The following is a 17,101-nucleotide window of genomic DNA, read 5'->3' on the forward strand; positions in this document are numbered from 1 at the left end:
CCACCCCAAGGGTGAATCCCGATGCATCTTTCAGAACTGAAAGCCCTTCACGTCTCGGCCCTGATCGAGATGGGCGAAGCGCTGGAGATCGACAACGTCTCGCGCCTGCGCAAGCAGGAGTTGATGTTCGCGATCATGAAAAAGCGCGCCAAGGCAGGCGAGCAGGTGTTCGGCGACGGTGTGCTGGAAGTGCTGCCAGACGGCTTCGGCTTCCTGCGCTCCATCGACAGCAGCTACATGGCTTCTACCGACGACATTTACCTGTCGCCCAGCCAGATCCGCCGCTTCAACCTGCACACCGGCGACCTGATCGAAGGCGAAGTGCGGGTCCCCAAGGACGGTGAGCGCTACTTCGCGCTGGTCAAGGTCGACCGCGTGAACGGCCTGACGCCCGAGGAGAACAAGCACAAGATCATGTTCGAGAACCTGACGCCACTCTTCCCGAAAGAGGCGTTCAAGCTTGAGCGTGACGGCCTGAAGGCCGACGAGAACATCACCGGCCGCATCGTCGACCTGATCGCGCCGATTGGCAAAGGCCAGCGTGCGCTGCTGGTCGCACAGCCCAAGACCGGCAAGACGGTGATGATGAAGCACATCGCACACGCGCTGGTGGCCAATCATCCCGAGATCCACCTGATCGTACTGCTGGTCGACGAGCGGCCGGAAGAAGTGACCGAAATGGTCCGCGGCGTACGCGGCGAAGTCATCTCCTCGACCTTCGACGAACCGGCTGCGCGCCACGTGCAGGTCGCCGAAATGGTGATCGAGCGCGCCAAGCGCCTGGTCGAGCTGGGCAAGGACGTGGTGATCCTGCTGGACTCCATCACCCGCCTGGCCCGCGCCTACAACAACGTGCTGCCTTCGTCCGGCAAGGTGCTGACCGGTGGCGTGGACGCCAACGCGCTGCAGCGGCCCAAGCGCTTCTTCGGCGCGGCCCGCAATGTCGAGGAAGGCGGCTCGCTGACCATCATCGGTACTGCGCTGGTCGACACCGGCTCGAAGATGGACGAGGTCATCTACGAAGAGTTCAAGGGCACCGGCAACTGCGAAATCCACCTGGATCGCCGCATGGCCGAGAAGCGCGTCTACCCGTCCATCCAGATCAACAAGTCCGGCACCCGCCGCGAAGAGTTGTTGCTGAAGCCGGAGATCCTGCAGAAGACCTGGATCCTGCGCAAGCTGCTCTACAACATGGATGAGATGGAGGCGATGGAATTCGTGCTCGACAAGATGAAGGCCTCCAAGAACAACCTCGACTTCTTCGACATGATGCGAAGAGGCGGTTGATCGGACCGCAAGGACGATCCTGGAGGCAGGTCCGTGACCTGGCACACATGCCGGCACGGACGGTGGCGCAGCCCGCTGCGCTATAATGCTCGTTTTTCCGCTGTCGAAAAGTGCGCTGGCATGGGGCTGGCGTGGCTGTTGGCTCACCAGCGACGAAGGAAGGCGGTTTCCGCCTCAAAGCGCCATGAAAACAGGCATTCACCCGAACTACCGCGACGTTGTGTTCGTGGACCAATCCAACGGTTTCCAATTCGTGACGCGTTCGTGCGCGCCGACCAAGGAATCGATCAAGCTGGAAGACGGCCGCGAACTGCCGCTGTTCAAGCTGGAAACCACCAGCGAATCCCACCCGTTCTACACCGGCCAGCAAAAGAGCGTGGACACGCTGGGCGGTCGTGTCGAGAAGTTCCGCAACAAGTTTGCGCGCGTCGGCATCAAGAAGTGAGATTGGCGGCCTGTGTCCTGCACAGCGCTCGCTCCCCGAAAGGCAGCCACCGGCTGCCTTTTTTATTGCCCGCCCCTGCTGCGCAAAGACTCGCGCCCCTGCCGGCGTTGGGTTTCCGCCTCGTTCTGAAACCTTGATCGGCCCGCTTGTTGGCATGATCCAGCCGTGAATCAACCGACCCCTGCCCTCGTGACCCAGCGTGCCGCGCAGCGCCTGCCACGCATCGCACTGCTGCTGTTCTGCGCCGCCTACCTGCTGCCCGGCCTGTTCGGTCGAGACCCCTGGCGCAATGCCGATCTGACCGCCTTCGGCTACATGCAGGCCATGGCCGAGGGCCGCACCTCCTGGTGGGCGCCTTCGCTTGGTCAGTTGTCACCCGAAACCGCGCTGCTGCCGCACTGGATAGGCGCCTGGTCGGTGCAGTTGCTGGGCCACTGGCTGGACCCTGCCCTGGCCGCACGCCTGCCGTTCACCTTCCTGCTGGCGCTGACGCTGTCGCTGGTCTGGTACGCGATGTTCCACCTGGCACGCACCGATGCCGCCCAGCCGGTGCCCTTCGCCTTTGGCGGCGAGGCCGAGCCGGTGGACTACGCCCGCGCAATGGCCGATGGCGCGTTGCTGGCCACCATTGCCACCCTGGGCCTGCTGCAACTGGGCCACGAAACCACGCCCGAGTTGCTGCAGTTGAGCCTGGTCTCGCTGTTCATCTGGGCCATGGCCGCTGCACCCTACAGCCGGCGCCGGGTGGCGCTGGCGGTGCTGGTTGCGCTGCCGGCGCTGGCGCTCAGCGGGGCACCCAGCATTGCCACCGCACTGGGCCTGACTGCCCTGCCGCTGAGCCAGCGCTCCAGCCATGCCGGCATGCGCGCGCTGTGGCCCTGGCTGGTGGCCTCGCTGCTGGTAGCCGCACTGGCCGCCACCCTGACTCACGCCTGGCAATGGCGCGTGGCCTTGCGCGAGCAGCCGGCCGAGTGGCTGGGGCTGCTGCGCCTGCTGCTGTGGTTCACCTGGCCGGCCTGGCCCATGGCCGTGTGGACGCTGTGGCGCTGGCGCAGCCATTGGCCGTACCGGCACATTGCCATTCCGGCCAGCACGGTGCTGATTGCACTGCTCAGCTCGGTGCTGATGGGCGGCTCGGACCGGGCGCTGATGCTGGCGCTGCCCGGGCTGGCCATCCTGGCGGCATTTGCGCTGCCCACGCTGCAACGCAGCACCGGCGCGGCCATCGACTGGTTCTCGGTGTTCTTCTTCAGCGTGGCCGGCCTCGCCATCTGGGTGATCTACTTCTCGACGCAAACCGGCACGCCGCCGCAGCCGCTGCGCAACATCCTGCGCTTGGTGCCGGGTTACGAATCGGAGTTCTCCCTGCTGGCGCTGGCCTTTGCCGTGGCTGGCACGCTGGCTTGGCTGTGGCTGGTGCGCTGGCGCACCTCGCGGCATCGCCACCCGCTGTGGAAGAGCCTGGTGCTGCCGGCCAGCGGCGTGGCGCTGGCCTGGATGCTGCTGATGACGCTGCTGCTGCCGGTGCTGGACTACGGCCGCAGCACGCGCCCGCTGGTGCAGCAGATTGCCCGCCTGGTGCCGGCCCATGCCTGCCTGCTGGCGCCGGGCCTGAGCCGCACGCACGTGGCCGGGCTGGAGGTGTTCGGCAACTACCAGGTGGACGCGCGCAGCGAAGAGGACAAGGTGGCCGCTGCCAAGGCCTTGCTCCCGACTACCCCACCCGCGGACATCCCGATGCCTGCGACCTGCGACTACCAGCTGCTGTTGACGCGCACCGCCCAGGCCGAAGCGCCGGCCGGGTGGCAACTGCTCGCCAAGTTCCACCGGCCGGTGGACCGCGGCGAATACTTCGCGTTGTACCGGCGCGGCTCCTGACCGGATTTCAGCTGGACGCGGTGGCCGCTTGCGGCTGCGAGACCAGCGGGCGGACCCGCGAGGCAGGCAGCAACAGCGTGAAGGTCGAGCCGCGGCCGAGCTCGCTGGCAATGCGCAGCTCGCCGCCATGGCGCTGCGCCACGTGCTTGACGATGGACAGGCCCAGGCCGGTGCCGCCGGTGTCGCGCGAGCGGCTGCCGTCGACGCGATAGAAGCGTTCAGTGAGGCGGGGCAGGTGTTCGGGCGCAATGCCGGGCCCGGTGTCGCTGACGCGGATCTCTAGCGCACCATCCGGCCGGCGGCAGCAACGCACGCTGACCGTGCCACCGTCCGGCGTGTAGCGCACCGCATTGTTGACCAGGTTGCCCACGCCGCTTTGCAGTTCCACCTCGTTGCCGGCCAGTTGCAGGCCTTCGGCGCCATCCGCTTCGCCGTTGGCCTCGTCTTCCCAATGGAAGCTGAGCTGGTGCCTGCCGTTGGACAGGCTGCGGGCATCGGTGTCGACTGCATCGCCCAGGCGCTGCAGCGGCAGCCAGGCATCCGACGGCGGGCGCGGGCTGCCCTCCAGGCGGGTCAGCGTCAGCAGGTCGCCCACAAGGGCCTGCATGCGGCGGGTCTGCTGGCCCATCAGCGACAGGACGCGCTGGCGCTCGACCTCGCTGAGCGGCAAGGTGGCCATGGTTTCGACAAAGCCGGCGAGCACCGTCAGTGGCGTGCGGATCTCGTGCGAGACGTTGGCGACGAAATCCCGCCGGGTGGCATCGGCCCGCTCACGCGCGGTCACGTCCTGGGTGATCAGCAGGTGTTGGCCGTCGCCATAGGGCCGCACGAGGATGGAGAGTTGGCCGCGGCCATGCAGGCTGGGGATCTGCACCGGCTGGTCGCTGGGGCCGCCGTGCAGGTGGGCCACGAAAGCCGGCGCGCGGACCAGGTTGGTGATGCGCTGCTGCAGGTCGCGCTGCGCGTCCAGCCCCAGGTGCTCGGCCGCGACCTGGTTGCACCATTCGATCTGCTCCCGGGCATCCAGCAGCAGCACGCCGTTCGGTGAAGCCTCGATGCCAGACAGGAACTGGCTCAGCCGCTCGCGCTCACGCGCGGTGGCCTTCTCGCGCTGCCGCAGCGCGCGCTCGATGCGCGCACCGGCCTCGCCCCAGAAACCGTTCTGGCGCGGGCAGCCATCGTCAAGCTCACCGGTCAGCCAGCCCAGCAGCTGGGCGCCACGCAGGCTGTCGACCACTGCAGCGAACGCGACCAGCACGCCCGAGCCCAGCAGGCTGCCCAGTTGCGGCATGCCAAGGCGTTCGCCACACAGGTGACCCAAGGCGCCACCGACAACCGCAGCCATCACCGCGAAGAGGACCCGCGGCCCCAACCAGAACATGCGGATTTCCCGAAAGGCGGGGTCAGGCCGAAGGCGCGGAGGCCATGACCTGTTGCGTCAACCGGTAGCCGGCGCCGCGCACAGTCTCGATCATCTGGGCGCACTGCGCCGGTTGCAGCGCCTCGCGCAGGCGCTTGACGTGCACGTCCACCGTGCGTTCCTCGATGAACACATGGTCGCCCCAGACCCGGTCCAGCAGTTGGGCCCGGCTGTGCACCCGCTCAGGATGGGTGAGGAAGAAATGCAGCAGGCGGAACTCGGTGGGCCCCAGCTTCAGCTCCACGCCCAGGCGGGCAACGCGGCGGGTGGACGGGTCCAGCCGCAGGCCGCCGACTTCGACCGCAGCGTCCAGCGCCTCTGGCACGCGGCGACGCAGCACGGCGCGGATGCGGGCCAGCAGTTCCTGGGTCGAGAACGGCTTGGTCAGGTAGTCATCCGCACCAGCGTCCAGGCCCGAAACCTTGTCGGATTCGTCTGCCCGCGCCGTCAGCATGATGATGGGCAGTTCCTTGGTGCGCGCGTCGGCACGCCAGCGGCGGGCCAGGGCCACGCCGGACTGTCCCGGCAGCATCCAGTCCAGCAGCACCAGGTCCGGCAGCACGGCGTCCACCGCAACCAGCGCCTGGTCGGCGTTTTCAGCCAGCGTGATCTCAAAACCCGCATGGCGCAGGTTGATGGCAATCAGCTCGGCAATCGCCGATTCGTCTTCAACCACCAGAATGGAGGGCATGTGGGTGTCCCGTGGGTCAGTTGCGGGTCAACGCGATGGTTTCCACCGCTTCAACCGTGTTGTGGCGCACGTCGGTGCCCTTGACGATGTAGATGATCTGCTCGGCCAGGTTCTTGGCATGGTCGCCCACGCGCTCGATGGCCTTGGCCACGAACACCAGGTCGATGCTGGCCGAGATGGTGCGCGGGTCTTCCATCATGTAGGTGATCAGCTTGCGCATCAGGCCGTCGAACTCCTGGTCGATCTGGCCGTCCTGCTTGATCACGTCCAGCGCCTGCACCGTGTCCAGGCGGGCAAACGCGTCCAGCGCCTTGCGCAGCGAGGCAGTGGCCAGGCTGGCTTCGAAGGACACGTCCTGCACCGGCAGGCGCAGACGGCTGAACACCCCCGTGTTGATCAGGCGCTGCACCGTGCGGGCGATGCGGGCGGCTTCGTCACCCACGCGCTCCAGGTTGCCGATGGTCTTGGAGATGGCGATCAGCAGGCGCAGGTCGCGTGCGGTCGGCTGGCGGCGGGCAATGATGGCCGACAGGTCGGCATCGATCTCGACTTCCAGCCGGTTCACGCGCTCTTCCAGCGCCAGCACCTGGGTGGCGGTTTCGGCGCTGTAGTTGGTCAGCGCGTAGATGGCTTGCGCCACCTGCGCCTCGACCAGCCCGCCCATTTCCAGCACGCGGGTGGAGACGGCGCTGAGCTCAGCGTCGAACTGGGTGGAGAGGTGTTTGTCACTCATGTTCTGTTCCCTTGGATGGCACCGCGACGCGGGGGCGGTCAGCCGAAGCGACCGGTGATGTAGTCCTCGGTGTCCTTCTTCTTCGGCTTCATGAAGAGGTCACGTGTCGGGCCGAATTCGATCAGGTCGCCCAGGTACATGTAGGCGGTGTAGTCCGAAACACGGGCAGCCTGCTGCATGTTGTGCGTGACGATGACCACGGTGTAGTCGCTCTTCAGCTCGGTGATCAGTTCCTCGACCTTGCCGGTAGAGATCGGGTCCAGTGCGGAGCAGGGTTCGTCCAGCAGCAGCACTTCCGGCTTGATCGCGATGCCGCGCGCAATGCACAGCCGCTGCTGCTGGCCGCCCGACAGGCCCGAGCCGCTCTGGCCCAGCTTGTCCTTGACCTCGGTCCACAGCGCGGACTTCTTCAGCGCCCATTCCACCCGCTCGTCCATCTCGACGCGCGACAGGTTCTCGAACAGCCGCACGCCAAACGCGATGTTGTCGTAGATCGACATCGGGAAGGGCGTGGGTTTCTGGAAGACCATGCCAACCTTGGCACGGATCAGCGACACATCCAGCTTGCTGTCCAGCACGTTCTCGCCGTCGACCAGGATCTGGCCTTCGGCGCGCTGCTCGGGGTAGAGCTCGAACATGCGGTTGAAGGTGCGCAGCAGCGTGGACTTGCCGCAACCCGACGGACCGATGAATGCCGTGGCCTTCTTCTCGGGAATGTCCAGGTTGATGCGCTTGAGCGCGTGGAAGCTGCCGTAGTAGAAGTTCAGGTCCCGCACCGTGATCTTGGCTTTCTCGGTCACGGGAAGTTCGACTTTTGCATCCATGATGGTGTTCGCCAGAAATCAGTGTTGTTTGCGGAAGAAGACCCGCGCGAGGATGTTCAGTGCCAGCACGCCCATCGTGATCAGGAACACGCCGGCCCAGGCCAGCTTCTGCCAGTTCTCGTAAGGGCTCATCGCGAACTTGAAGATCGTCACCGGCAGGCTGGCCATGGGCTTGCTCAGGTCGGACGACCAGAACTGGTTGGACAGCGCGGTGAACAGCAGCGGCGCGGTTTCCCCTGCAATGCGGGCCACGGCCAGCAGCACACCGGTGACGACGCCGGCACGGGCCGACTTCAGCGTGATCGAGAAGATCACCTTCCACTTCGGTGTGCCCAGCGCGTAGGCCGCTTCACGCAGCGCATGCGGCACCAGCGTCAGCATGTTCTCGGTGGTGCGGATGACCACCGGGATCACGATGAGCGACAGCGCGGCAACGCCTGCCCAGCCCGAATAGCTCTTGAACTGCACCACCACGACCCAGCCGACAAACAGCCCGATCACGATGGACGGTGCCGACAGCAGGATGTCGTTGATGAACTGGGTGATGCGGCCCAGCCAGGCCTTCTGGCCGTACTCGGCCAGGTAGATGCCGGCCAGGATGCCGATCGGCGTGCCGACGCAGGTGGCCAAGGTCACCATGATCAGGGAACCATAGATGGCATTGGCCAGCCCCCCGCCCTCGTCCTGCGGCGGCGGTGTCATTTCGGTGAACACGGCCAGATTCAGACCACCAATGCCCAGCCGGAAGGTCTCGAACAGGATCCACAGCAGCCAGAACACGCCGAAGGCCATGGCCGCCAGCGACAGCGTCAGCGCCACCGTGTTGACGCGCTGGCGCCGCTTGTGCATGGCCAGGCGGCCAGCGTCCAGAGTCGCCAAGCTCATGTGCGGCTCCCTTCATTCTTCTTGAGGCGGGCCAGCAGCAGCTTGGAGCAGGCCAGCACCACGAACGTGATGAAAAACAGCACCAGGCCGAGGTAGATCAGCGAGGCCTGGTGCAGGCCCTCGCCGGCTTCGGCGAACTCATTGGCCAGCGCAGAGGTGATGCTGTTGGCCGGCTCGAACAGCGACAGCGAGTTCAGCTGGTTCGCATTGCCGATCAGGAAGGTGACCGCCATGGTCTCGCCCAGCGCACGGCCCAGGCCCAGCATGATGCCGCCGACCACCCCGGTCTTGGTGAACGGCAGCACGACCTTGAACATCACTTCCCAAGTCGTCGAGCCCAGTCCGTAGGCCGATTCTTTGAGCATCGGCGGCGTCACCTCGAACACGTCGCGCATCACCGAGGCAATGAACGGGATGATCATGATCGCCAGGATGATGCCGGCCGACAGCAGGCCGATGCCCACCGGCGGGCCGGAGAAAAACGCACCCAGCACGGGCACACCCTTGAACAGGTGCTGCAGCGGTTGCTGCACATAAGTGGCCAGCAGCGGGCTGAAGACCAGCAGGCCCCACATGCCGTAGACGATGGACGGCACAGCCGCCAGCAACTCGACCGCGATGCCCAGCGGCCGCTTCAACCAGTTCGGCGAGAGTTCTGTCAGGAACAGCGCGATGCCGAAGCTCACCGGCACCGCGATCAGCAGCGCGATGATCGAGGTCATCAGCGTGCCGTAAATCATCACCAGGCCGCCGTAGTGATTCCCGACCGGGTCCCATTCGGTGCGCCAGAGGAAGGAGAACCCGTATTCACGGATGGCAGGCATCGCGCCCACCACAAGAGAAATCAGGATGCCCAGCAACAGGGCCAGCGTCAGCCAGGCAGCCGAATGGGCGGCCAGTGAAAACAGCCGATCGGCCCAGGGCGCGCGCATGCGCCGCGAACCGGGACGGCCCGCAGGAGAGGTTCGGACCATCTCGATGTCGGAAGGCAGTGAGTGTGCAGGCATCGTAGCAGTCACTTTGGGGGGCTCCAGTGGCACGGCGCACAGGCGGGGCGAGGGGCAGCCACCGGCCGCCGCGCCCTGCTGTGCGCTCAGTGCAGGATCACTTGTAGGCGATGGCCTTGCCGGAACCGTCCTTGATCTCGGCCCACTGCTTGTGGATCAAGGCCTTGAGCGAGTCGGGCAGCGCAACGTATTCCAGCTCCATCGCCGGCTTGTCGCCATTGCTGTAGGCCCAGTCGAAGAACTTCAGCGCGGCAGCAGCCTGGGCCGGCTTGTCCTGCACCTTGTGCATCAGGATGAAGGTGGCGCCAGTGATGGGCCAGCTGTCCTTGCCGGCCTGCTCGGTCAGCACTTGGTAGAAGCTCTTGGACCAGTCGGCACCTGCGGCGGCGGCCTTGAAGTTCAGGTCATCCGGGCCGACGAACTGGCCGTCCTTGTTCTTCAGCATCACGAACGCCATCTTGTTCTGCTTGGCGTAGGCGTATTCGACGTAGCCGATCGAGTTCGGCAGGCGCTGCACATAGGACGAGACGCCCTCGTTGCCCTTGCCGCCCGCGCCGGTCGGCCAGTTGACGGCAGTGCCTTCGCCAACCTTGGCCTTCCAATCGGCATTCACCTTGGACAGGTAGTTCGTGAAGATGAAGCTGGTGCCCGAGCCGTCAGCGCGGCGGACCACGGCGATCTCGGCGTCCGGCAGCGCCACGCCTGCGTTCAGCGCGGCGATGGCAGCGTCGTTCCACTTGGTGACCTTGCCCAGGTAGATGTCGCCCAGCACCTGGCCCGTCAGCTTCAGTTGGCCCGGGGCGATGCCCTTGATGTTGACCACCGGCACGACGCCGCCGATCACGGTGGGGAACTGGACCAGGCCATCAGCGGCGAGTTCTTCGTCCTTCAGCGGCGCGTCGGAGGCACCGAAGTCCACCGTCTTGGCCTTGATCTGCTTGATGCCGGCACCCGAACCCACCGATTGGTAGTTGATGTGCGCGCCGCTGGCCTTGCTGTAGAGGTCCGCCCACTTGGCGTACACCGGAGCGGGGAACGAGGCGCCTGCGCCGGTCACGTCTTGCGCAAAGGCGGTGGAGGCCAATGCCAGCGCAGCGCTGGCCAGCGAGAAACGAACGAAAGTGGAAACCATGAAACAGACCCTTCGTCAGTGGGGAATCGGGGCGCAATGCCCCGCGATGCCTGCACTGTAGAAACGGTCTGTGACACCGCTGTGACATTCATGACAATGATCCGGGCGACGCCACGAAGCCGTCACCAGACCGTCATGAAACGCCTATTTCCCGGAGAAAACCTCGACAAAACAACGGCTTGCCAGCGCCTCAGGCGGCTTGAACCGCCGCTGCGGCGAGTTGCTCTGCGGTCTGGCGAGCCTGGTGCGGGTCGCGTGCCTCCACCATCACGCGCAGCACCGGCTCGGTGCCGGAAGCACGGATCAGCACCCGCCCGCTGCGGCCCAGCGCCTTTTCAGCGGCTTCGGTCGCGTCTGCCAGCACGCGGTTGGCGCGCCAGTCGCTGCCGTCGGCCAGCCGCACATTGATCATGGTCTGCGGGAACAGCTGAACCGGGGCAACCAATTCGGCCAGGCTGCGTCCACTGCGCTGCACCGCCTGCAGCACCTGCAGCGCACTGACGATGCCGTCACCAGTGCTGTGGCAGTCCAGCACCAGCAGGTGGCCCGAGCTTTCACCACCCAGCAGCCAGCCGCGCCGACCCAGTTCTTCCAGCACGTAACGGTCACCCACCTTGGCGCGCACCAGCTCGATGCCGCTTTCGGCCAGCGCCAACTCGACCGCCATGTTGGTCATCAGCGTACCAACCACCCCCGGCACCGCCTCGCCCAGCGCCTGCCGGTCCTGGGCAAGCAGGAACAGCAGTTCGTCGCCGTTGAACAGCCGCCCTGCCCCATCCACCAGTTGCAGCCGGTCGGCGTCGCCGTCCAGCGCCACGCCGTAGTCGGCGCCATGTTGCCGCACCGCGGCGACCAGCGCTGCCGGCGCGGTGGCGCCAACGTTGGCGTTGATGTTGATGCCGTTGGGCGACACGCCGATGCTGATCACCTCAGCGCCGAGTTCGTGAAACACGGCTGGCGCGACCTGGTACGCAGCACCGTGCGCCGCGTCGACGACGATCTTCAGGCCCTTGAGCGTCAGCTCGCCGCTGACCGTGCTCTTGCAGAACTCGACGTAACGGCCTTGCGCGTCGCTCAACCGGCGGGCCCGCCCCAGGTGCGCCGAGTCGGCCCAGGCCGGCGGCTGCGCCAGTGCCTGTTCAACCGCCTCTTCCCACGCATCGGGCAGCTTCTCGCCGCGGGCCGAGAAGAACTTGATGCCGTTGTCGGGAAAGGCGTTGTGCGAAGCGCTGATGACCACCCCGAGGTCCAGGCGCAGCGCCCGCGTCAGGTAAGCGACACCGGGCGTCGGCAACGGCCCGGTGAGCAGCACGTTGACGCCAGCCGAGACAAAACCCGCCTCCAGCGCAGACTCCATCATGTAGCCGGAAATGCGCGTGTCCTTGCCGATCAACACCGTCGGCTGGCGGCCCGGGCTGGCGGCGGCCAGCACCTGCCCAACGGCATGGCCCAGGCGCAGCGAAAAGTCTGCGGTGATCGGATAGGTGCCCACGGTACCGCGAATGCCGTCGGTGCCAAAAAACTGTCGTGCCATGGAGGTGTTCCCGCGCCGTGAAAGCGGCGTCTTGATGGAGATGAGAAGAAAAAAGTCCGCGCCGCTTCACGCAACCAGACCGGCAGCCTGCCAGACCTTCACTGCATCGACCGTGGCTGCCACGTCGTGCACCCGCAGCACACCTGCACCGTGCGCTGCGGCAGCGAGCGCCGCGGCCACGCTGGCGACCATGCGCTCGCCCACCGGCCGGCCGGTCAGCTGGCCGAGTGTGCCTTTGCGCGACCAGCCGGCCAGCAGGGGAAAGCCCAGGTCCAAGAGCTGGGCCTGGCCGCGCAGCAAGGCCCAGTTGTGCTCGGCCGTCTTGCCGAAGCCGTAACCCGGGTCGAGCACGATGCGCGCGTCGGCCACACCCACCTCGCGCAGCACCTGCACGCGCTCAGCGAGAAACGCCCGCACGTCGGCCAGCACGTCGTCGTAGTACGGCTGCAACTGCATGGTGCCGGGCTGGCCCTGCATGTGCATAACGCAGATGCCGGCCTGCGGCGCCTGGGCCACACAGGCCAGCGCGCCTGGCCAGGTCAGCGAGCGGATATCGTTGATGATGTCGGCCCCCGCGGCCAGCACCTCGGCGATGACCTCGGGCCGGCTGGTGTCGACCGACACCGGCACGCCCAGCGTCACCGCATGGCGCACCACCGGCAGCACCCGAGCCAGTTCATCCTGCCAACTCGGCATCACCGAACCGGGTCGGGTCGACTCTCCGCCAATGTCCAGAATGTCAGCCCCCTCGGCCAGCAGCAACTCGCAGTGGGCCATCGCCTGCTCGGGCGCGGCATGGTGGCCGCCGTCGGAAAACGAGTCCGGGGTGACGTTGACGATGCCCATCACCTGCGGACGCTGCAGGTCGATCAGGAAGCGGGCGGTTTGCCAGGGCATGGGCGATGAACTCCGGTCCGGAAATGCACAACGGGGCATGAAGCCCCGTTGAAGATCTGGCGCACAAGTCATGCGCCGTGCAATGAAGCTCAGGCGGCTGCAGGCGCGCTGTCAGGGTTGACTGGCGGCGTCGGGCCGGTGCCGGTCTTGCTGGCCGAAGGCGTCCAGTCCTTGGGCGGTCGCGGTGGCTTGCCACCCATGATGTCGGCAATCTGATCACCGTCGATGGTTTCCCATTCGAGCAGCGCCTTGGCCATCGCATGCATCTTGTCGGCGTTGTCCTCGATCAGCCTGCGCGCAATGTTGTATTGCTCATCGATGATGCGGCGAACTTCGGCATCCACCTTGCGCATGGTTTCCTCGGACATGTTGGTCGTCTTCGTGACCGAACGACCGAGGAACACCTCGCCCTCGTTTTCCGAGTACACGATGGGACCCAGCGCGTCGGTCATGCCGTAGCGCATCACCATGTCCTTGGCCGTCTGCGTGGCGCGTTCGAAGTCGCTGCTGGCACCGGTCGTCATCTGGTCCATGAAGACCTCTTCGGCGATGCGGCCACCAAACAGCATCGAGATGCGGCTCAGCATGCGGACCTTGTCGACGCTGTAGCGGTCCTTCTCGGGCAGCGAAATCGTCACGCCCAGGGCACCCCCACGCGGAATGATGGTGACCTTGTGGACCGGGTCCAGCTTCGGCAGCAACTGCGCAATGATGGCGTGACCGGCCTCGTGATAGGCCGTGTTCCTGCGCTCTTCCTCGTCCATGACCATGGACTTGCGCTCCGGGCCCATCATGATCTTGTCCTTGGCCTTCTCGAAGTCGACCATCTCGACCACGCGACCATTGCGGCGCGCGGCGAACAAGGCAGCTTCGTTGACCAGATTGGCTAGGTCAGCACCCGAGAAGCCAGGCGTGCCACGGGCCAGGATGTCGGCGCGGATGTCTTGTCCGACCGGCACCTTGCGCATGTGCACGTTCAGGATCTGCTCGCGGCCACGCACGTCCGGCAGGGTCACGTAGACCTGGCGGTCGAAACGGCCCGGACGCAGCAGCGCGGGGTCCAGGATGTCCGGCCGGTTGGTGGCGGCCATCACGATCACGCCCAGGTTGGTCTCGAAGCCGTCCATCTCGACCAGCATCTGGTTCAGCGTCTGCTCGCGTTCGTCGTTGCCGCCGCCCAGGCCCGCACCACGGTGGCGGCCAACGGCGTCGATTTCGTCGACGAAGATGATGCAGGGTGCGCTCTTCTTGGCCTGCTCGAACATGTCGCGCACGCGAGCGGCACCGACACCGACGAACATTTCAACGAAGTCGGAACCCGAGATCGAGAAGAACGGCACCTTGGCTTCACCGGCAATCGCCTTGGCCAGCAGGGTCTTGCCGGTGCCCGGAGGGCCGACCAGCAACACGCCACGCGGAATGCGACCACCCAGCTTCTGGAACTTCTGCGGATCCTTCAGGAAGTCGACCAGTTCCTTGACCTCTTCCTTGGCTTCATCGCAGCCTGCGACATCGGCAAAGGTGGTCGAGTTGTTGGCTTCATCCAGCATGCGGGCCTTGGACTTGCCGAAGCTGAATGCCCCGCCCTTGCCACCGCCCTGCATCTGCCGCATGAAATACACCCAGACGCCGATCAACAGCAGCATCGGGCCCCAGGAGAGCAGCAGGCTGGTCAACAGCGACGGCTCCTCACGTGGGCGCACTTCAAACTTCACGCCGTTGTTGATCAGGTCGCCGGTCAGGCCCCGATCCAGCAGCGTGCCGGTGGTGCGGATCTTCGTCCCATCGGTCGTGACAGCCTCGATCTCGACGCTGCCCGGGCCTTCCTGGATCTTCACATTCGTGACGTGCTTGTTGCGCACCTGCTCCAGGAACTCGGAGTAGCCCACCTGGCTGCCCTGCACCGACGCACGGTCGAATTGCTTGAACACGGTGAAAAGCACCAAGGCGATCACCAGCCAAACGGCGATCTTCGAAATCCACTGATTGTTCACCGCGGCTCCTTCATATGATCCATCGCTCGCTACCGGCCGGAAAATGCCGGCACGGCTGCTTAACCGCATATAGGGTCGATTCTAAGGCAGTCAATAGGCCACTTTGGCCGCGTGTCTGCGGGAGGAAAACCGGCTTAATCCGGCCACCAGCCGGCCTGTCGCTTGCCCAATGGCCTTGCGCCATGCGGCTCATCGGGTTTTCAGACCCATGCCGACCAGAAAGGTTTCCGACGACTTGTCGCGCGAAGCCTTGGGTTTGACGGGTTTCACGACCCGGAAGGTGTCGCGAAAGAGCTGGACCAGCGGGTCGTGCGCCGCGCCGTGAAAGACCTTGGCGACCAGCGCGCCGTCGCGCTTGAGGTGCTTGGCGGCGAAATCCACTGCCAGCTCGACCAGGTTTTCGATCCGCGCCGCGTCCGTGCTGGCAATGCCCGACAGGTTGGGCGCCATGTCCGAGACCACCAGGTCCACCGGCCGGCCGGCCAGCGCCGCTTCCAGTTGCTGCAACACGGCGTCGTCGCCGAAATCGCCCTGGATGAAGGTCACGCCGTCGATCGGCTCGAAATCCAGCATGTCCAGCGCGATGATGGTGCCGTCGAGCTCACCGCTGGCAGCGCCCCCCACGCCAGCCACCTTGGGGGCAAAGCGCCGCCGCAGGTACTGGCTCCAGGCGCCGGGGCAGGCACCCAGGTCAACCACCACCTGGCCGGGGCGGATCAGCTGGAAAGTCTCGTCGATTTCCTTCAGTTTGTAGGCTGCGCGCGCCCGGTAGCCGTCTTTTTTGGCCAGGCGCACATAGGTGTCGTTGACATGGTCATGCAGCCACGCCTTGTTGACCTTTTTGCTTTTGGTCTGGGTTTTCATGTTGAGGGGATAATACGGCGATGCCTGCGATTCAATTGACACCCGCTGCCCGAAAGGAAAAGCGGGGCGAAGCCCACCACCTCGACCCGGTCGTGATGATCGGCGGCGAGGGTTTGACCCCTGCCATCGTGAAGGAAGCCGATGTGGCCTTGAAGGCCCACGGCCTGATCAAGGTCCGCGTTTTCTCGGACGACCGCGTAGCCCGCGAAGCCATGCTGGCCCAGCTGGCCGACGAACTCTCGGCCGCGCCGATTCAGCACATCGGCAAGCTGCTGGTGCTGTGGCGCCCAATGCCCGAAAAAACCGCGCCCGTCGTGGAAGACCGCAAGCCGGGCTCACGCGTGGTCAAGCTGGTCACCTTCTCCAAGAACGGCAGCGGCCGGCCGACCGTGAAGAAGGTGCAGGTGCACGGCAATGAACGGGTGACGGCGGGCGGCATGGTCAAGCGCCAGAAGAACCGCGTCACCAGCGTCAAGAAGCGCGCACAAAGCCAGGACTGAACCTGGCGGCGGGCGGTCATCCGCCCGCCCTGGCCAGCCTGCTGCCGCCTGCGCGCCAGGCCAGGGCCAGCACCAGCAGCATCTTCACCCCGAAGAGCCCGAAGCTGAGGCCATGCAGCTGACCAAAACTGAGCGGCCCCAGCCCTGAGCGGGCAGACGCCATCATCGGCTGCAGCACGTAGTAGCCGACCACGGTGCAGACCACAGCACCCAGCACCAAACCCATGTTGACGCTGAAACCAGAGCCGGTGCCTCGTTCGGCCCGTTCGGCCGCGGCGGCCCGCTCCAGCAGCAGCAACAGCACCGCCAGCACCAGGCTGGTGGGCGCTTCGCGCGCGAACATGAAGCCCACCACCTTGCCGGCTTCGGTCGGCGTGGGCAGCGTGGCAAACGGCGCCGGCGTCGCCACGAACGCCAGGCAGGCCAACCCGCCCAGCCAAACACCGGGCAAGGCGCAGCGCAGGCGCTCACGCCAGCCGTTCACCGGTAACGCACCCCGACGATTTCGTAGTGGCGCAGGCCACCGGGCGCAACCACTTCGGCCACGTCGCCGGATTCCTTGCCGATCAAGGCCCGCGCGATCGGCGAGCTGATCGAGATCAGGCCCAGCTTCAGGTCCGCCTCGTCGTCTCCGACGATCTGGTAGGTGACCTTGGCGCCGGAATCTTCGTCTTCCAGGTCCACGGTGGTGCCAAAGACGATGCGGCCGCCTGCGTCCAGAGAACTCGGGTCGATGACCTGTGCTGCGGCCAGCTTGCTCTCCAGTTCCAGGATGCGGCCTTCGATGAAGCCTTGCTTGTCCTTGGCCGCGTCGTACTCGGCGTTTTCCGACAGGTCACCCTGGGCACGTGCCTCGGCAATCGCCTGGATCACCGCATGGCGTTCCACGGTCTTGAGTTGGTGCAGCTCTTCTTTGAGTTTTTCTGCACCGCGCTTGGTGAGGGGAATCGTGGCCATCGCGGCCCTCCTTGGCAGACAAAACGAATCCGCCGCCAAGACGCCAGGACGGC

The 17,101-nt window shown here is 65.6% G+C and carries 17 protein-coding genes; 4 read left to right on the top strand and 13 right to left on the bottom strand.

The window, feature by feature from the left end:
- The first annotated feature begins 21 nt into the window (after positions 1 to 21).
- The 3 genes from rho (at position 22) to AC3WR5_RS11085 (ending at position 3,610) form a co-directional block, all read left to right on the top strand.
- A complete protein-coding gene (gene rho, locus AC3WR5_RS11075; RefSeq protein WP_141289815.1) occupies positions 22 to 1,287 on the top strand; it encodes a transcription termination factor Rho in 1,266 nt (421 codons plus the stop codon).
- A gap of 184 nt (positions 1,288 to 1,471) precedes the next feature.
- On the top strand, positions 1,472 to 1,732 hold the full coding sequence (locus AC3WR5_RS11080) for a type B 50S ribosomal protein L31 (RefSeq protein WP_141289814.1): 261 nt from the start codon (positions 1,472 to 1,474) through the stop codon (positions 1,730 to 1,732).
- Between the two features lie 165 nt (positions 1,733 to 1,897).
- A complete protein-coding gene (locus AC3WR5_RS11085; protein WP_492484323.1) occupies positions 1,898 to 3,610 on the top strand; it encodes an ArnT family glycosyltransferase in 1,713 nt (570 codons plus the stop codon).
- A 7-nt stretch (positions 3,611 to 3,617) separates the two neighbouring features.
- On the opposite strand, the gene phoR is transcribed toward AC3WR5_RS11085, so the two are convergent.
- From phoR to AC3WR5_RS11140, 11 genes are all read right to left on the bottom strand, one after another.
- A complete protein-coding gene (gene phoR / locus AC3WR5_RS11090; RefSeq protein ID WP_492484325.1) occupies positions 3,618 to 4,991 on the bottom strand; it encodes a phosphate regulon sensor histidine kinase PhoR in 1,374 nt (457 codons plus the stop codon).
- Between the two features lie 22 nt (positions 4,992 to 5,013).
- Entirely contained in the window at positions 5,014 to 5,721 is a 708-nt protein-coding gene (phoB, locus tag AC3WR5_RS11095; RefSeq protein ID WP_141284797.1) for a phosphate regulon transcriptional regulator PhoB, read from the bottom strand.
- 16 nt (positions 5,722 to 5,737) lie between these two features.
- Entirely contained in the window at positions 5,738 to 6,454 is a 717-nt protein-coding gene (phoU, locus tag AC3WR5_RS11100; RefSeq protein WP_141284799.1) for a phosphate signaling complex protein PhoU, read from the bottom strand.
- Between the two features lie 38 nt (positions 6,455 to 6,492).
- Positions 6,493 to 7,278, bottom strand: a complete 786-nt coding sequence (gene pstB / locus AC3WR5_RS11105) for a phosphate ABC transporter ATP-binding protein PstB (protein WP_141284801.1) — start codon at positions 7,276 to 7,278, stop codon at positions 6,493 to 6,495.
- 18 nt (positions 7,279 to 7,296) lie between these two features.
- Positions 7,297 to 8,163 carry a phosphate ABC transporter permease PstA gene (pstA, locus tag AC3WR5_RS11110; RefSeq protein WP_492484328.1) on the bottom strand — a complete coding sequence of 289 codons (867 nt, stop codon included), beginning with the start codon at positions 8,161 to 8,163 and terminating at the stop codon, positions 7,297 to 7,299.
- A complete protein-coding gene (gene pstC, locus AC3WR5_RS11115) occupies positions 8,160 to 9,137 on the bottom strand; it encodes a phosphate ABC transporter permease PstC (RefSeq protein ID WP_492484593.1) in 978 nt (325 codons plus the stop codon). The genes pstA and pstC overlap by 4 nt, the downstream gene beginning before the upstream one ends.
- A gap of 130 nt (positions 9,138 to 9,267) precedes the next feature.
- Positions 9,268 to 10,302: a phosphate ABC transporter substrate-binding protein PstS gene (gene pstS, locus AC3WR5_RS11120; RefSeq protein WP_492484330.1), complete on the bottom strand. Its 1,035-nt coding sequence runs from the start codon at positions 10,300 to 10,302 to the stop codon at positions 9,268 to 9,270.
- Between the two features lie 190 nt (positions 10,303 to 10,492).
- Positions 10,493 to 11,836: a phosphoglucosamine mutase gene (gene glmM / locus AC3WR5_RS11125; RefSeq protein ID WP_492484332.1), complete on the bottom strand. Its 1,344-nt coding sequence runs from the start codon at positions 11,834 to 11,836 to the stop codon at positions 10,493 to 10,495.
- Between the two features lie 66 nt (positions 11,837 to 11,902).
- Complete coding sequence (gene folP, locus AC3WR5_RS11130; RefSeq protein WP_492484334.1) at positions 11,903 to 12,733, bottom strand: dihydropteroate synthase; 831 nt, start codon at positions 12,731 to 12,733, stop codon at positions 11,903 to 11,905.
- A gap of 89 nt (positions 12,734 to 12,822) precedes the next feature.
- Complete coding sequence (gene ftsH, locus AC3WR5_RS11135; RefSeq protein ID WP_141284813.1) at positions 12,823 to 14,727, bottom strand: ATP-dependent zinc metalloprotease FtsH; 1,905 nt, start codon at positions 14,725 to 14,727, stop codon at positions 12,823 to 12,825.
- A gap of 189 nt (positions 14,728 to 14,916) precedes the next feature.
- Positions 14,917 to 15,591, bottom strand: a complete 675-nt coding sequence (locus tag AC3WR5_RS11140; RefSeq protein ID WP_492484336.1) for an RlmE family RNA methyltransferase — start codon at positions 15,589 to 15,591, stop codon at positions 14,917 to 14,919.
- A 20-nt stretch (positions 15,592 to 15,611) separates the two neighbouring features.
- On the opposite strand from AC3WR5_RS11140, the gene AC3WR5_RS11145 reads away from it, so the two are divergent.
- Positions 15,612 to 16,091, top strand: coding sequence for a YhbY family RNA-binding protein (locus AC3WR5_RS11145; RefSeq protein ID WP_141284817.1), 480 nt, complete (start codon positions 15,612 to 15,614; stop codon positions 16,089 to 16,091).
- 16 nt (positions 16,092 to 16,107) lie between these two features.
- Here AC3WR5_RS11145 and AC3WR5_RS11150 read toward each other — a convergent pair whose 3' ends face one another.
- Positions 16,108 to 16,575, bottom strand: a complete 468-nt coding sequence (locus AC3WR5_RS11150; RefSeq protein WP_492484338.1) for a DUF4149 domain-containing protein — start codon at positions 16,573 to 16,575, stop codon at positions 16,108 to 16,110.
- Positions 16,572 to 17,048 carry a transcription elongation factor GreA gene (gene greA / locus AC3WR5_RS11155; RefSeq protein WP_141284819.1) on the bottom strand — a complete coding sequence of 159 codons (477 nt, stop codon included), beginning with the start codon at positions 17,046 to 17,048 and terminating at the stop codon, positions 16,572 to 16,574. Before greA ends, AC3WR5_RS11150 begins: the two co-directional genes overlap by 4 nt.
- Positions 17,049 to 17,101: the final 53 nt, after the last annotated feature.

It is taken from the genome of Ideonella sp. FW305-24, from assembly GCF_058788035.1.